Genomic DNA, 2,240 nt, shown 5'->3' with positions numbered 1-2,240 from the left:
CGCAACTATCGAGAAGAAAAGCACCCGCACTAGCACCCAGTAAAACCAAGAAATGACGACGATTTAAACTCATAAGTCTTTTTGCAGTTGGTAGATTTGCACACTGTTTTAGATCATAACTGCAAAAATAGATTAGGGAATGATGAATTGTACCTCTCCACAGTAAGAGGTGAGTTCCTGAAACCTTGCATTAGTAGCAATATCCACCTCCGAATTAATTCGGAGTCTCATAGCAAACGTCGTCTAAAGACGACTGTTCACAGGTTTTATTCCAGTTGTTTGACTTGGGAAGTTTCAACAGGTGGATTTATTTGACTGGGTGATAGTTTCAATACAAACATAGGTACTGAAGTGGCTAGAATTAAAACAGCGATCGCTAAGAGGATAGCAGCTGGTTTATCTCCAGATTCTGATAATTCTTTAACAATTGTTTCTATGGTTGTACCTGCAATTTTAGCTATTTCCACTGGGGTTGATGTAGTAAGATTTTTAACAACTTCAACCACAGCATCTATAATTTTGATTTTGGTGGTGTTGTTGGACTGGGTAGCATTTTCTTTTTCTGCTTGGCGCTGAGACATTGTTTACACTCCTCAAGTGTTTGTCTTTTGTTGATGTCTCTATCATTGCCTGGGGTATATGCTGATTAGGTGGGATGTGGGTAAATGTGGGATTTTGTGGGAAATATCAAAAATTTGTAAGTAAATGTTGGATTCTGTGGGTTTTATTGTAAAATATGAAACTTAAGGATAAAACCTACTCTACCAACTCAACCAGTTTAAGATGAAAGCCGAAGAAGCATTAGAATCTATTAAAGAAATATTGAAAGAAAAAACAAAAGGATTAATTTCGATTGATTCTATAGAATCAAAAGTTTTTGTACAGATTTGGGATGGCAAAACTTATAATGAAATGCCAGCTTTTATAGCTAAACCTAATGGAGACCCATATTCAGAGGAATATGTGAAAGAAATAGGTACAAGACTAATTAAGAAAATTAGAAATCGATTAAATATACAAGATATTAATAAGAATAATTTTCAGGAAGAGGTAGAACGATATTTAAATAATTTAAATATAAATGTCAATAATCCACCCATACAAACACCTAATGTAAATCTTCCAGATACAGATAACCAAAATCCCTTCATTCCCACCATTGGCAGAGTAAAAAACGCAGAAAATTTTTTTGGGAGAGAACGAGAAAGCAAGCAAATATTTGAACTTCTCAATAATTACAGTAGTGTTGCTATTATTGGTGAACCAGCAATTGGTAAATCATCGTTATTATATGCTGTTTGCCAAAAATCAGAAAACCTTTTACAGTTACCACGGCAAACAGTCTTTTTAGATATGAATCTTATTCATAATCAAGAAGATTTTTATTTCGCTATATGTGAAAAAATTGGTATCCCAGACAGTAAAGGTTATAGATTTACAAGAAACTTGGAAAACAAAAAAATCTTATTATTTTTAGATAATGTTGGTAAACTAAATGGAGAAGGATTTACAAAAGATGTAAGGGATCATTTACGGGGTTTAGCTGAAGGGGAAAATGCTTGTTTAAAATTAGTTGTTGCCGCTAATGAACCCTTAAAAACATTATTTAATGATAGTCAAAGTAATGGTAACACATCACCATTAGAAGATATTTGTCAACAAATAGATATTCTTCCTTGGAATGAAACAATTATCCGTAATTTTATTACCAAGCGGTTAAAACCAACCACGATTGATTTTACAGAAGCAGATATTCAACAACTGATTCAAGAAAGTGGTGGACATCCACAAACATTAACCCAACTTTGTTATAATTTGTATAAAAAATATTCTGAATCTAATAATTAAGAATCTATTATGAATAAACAATCTCCCGTACCCCGTTTAGATTTAGCCCCTAAATTACGCCGTCCTCTCTCTTTATGGAATCCTTTAGATTATCTGCTGTTGCTGTATTGGGTGTTTTACTTTCCCCAGGCTTTACGGTGGTATGTTGATACCTTTGGCGGGGGTTATATTCCTGCAAAAGAAATGAATTGGAGTAAAAGAATAGATATATTACGTCAAGATTCTGTTCAGTTTAAATTCCTAGTTCAAGGTGTAATTTTAACAATAATTACGGCTATATTAATTTGTTTGTTTCTCCAAGCATTAGGCTTGTCTATTAACTGGCTAGGTCTAGTGATAGTTGTGGCGTTTTTTGTGGCGTACGGTGTGGCGTACGGTGTGGCGTGCGGTGT

Annotated in this window: 2 protein-coding genes and 1 pseudogene; 2 read left to right on the top strand and 1 reads right to left on the bottom strand. The window is 34.2% G+C overall.

What is annotated here, in order from left to right; translation table 11 throughout:
• Positions 1 to 266 precede the first annotated feature (266 nt).
• Positions 267 to 581 (bottom strand): hypothetical protein, encoded by a 315-nt coding sequence (locus FFR48_RS27420; RefSeq protein WP_137669530.1) that lies wholly within the window; start codon positions 579 to 581, stop codon positions 267 to 269.
• A 202-nt stretch (positions 582 to 783) separates the two neighbouring features.
• On the opposite strand from FFR48_RS27420, the gene FFR48_RS27415 reads away from it, so the two are divergent.
• Together FFR48_RS27415 and FFR48_RS27410 are read left to right on the top strand one after the other, a co-directional pair.
• Positions 784 to 1,848, top strand: a complete 1,065-nt coding sequence (locus FFR48_RS27415; RefSeq protein WP_137669529.1) for a helix-turn-helix domain-containing protein — start codon at positions 784 to 786, stop codon at positions 1,846 to 1,848.
• 9 nt (positions 1,849 to 1,857) lie between these two features.
• Positions 1,858 to 2,240, top strand: a pseudogene (locus tag FFR48_RS27410) (ATP-binding protein); the annotation flags it as partial.

The sequence above is a fragment of the Sphaerospermopsis reniformis genome, assembly GCF_005402885.1.
Lineage (GTDB): Bacteria > Cyanobacteriota > Cyanobacteriia > Cyanobacteriales > Nostocaceae > Sphaerospermopsis > Sphaerospermopsis kisseleviana.
The sequence above is the reverse complement of the archived record's forward strand: the minus strand, read 5'-3'. Positions and strand labels throughout refer to the sequence as shown.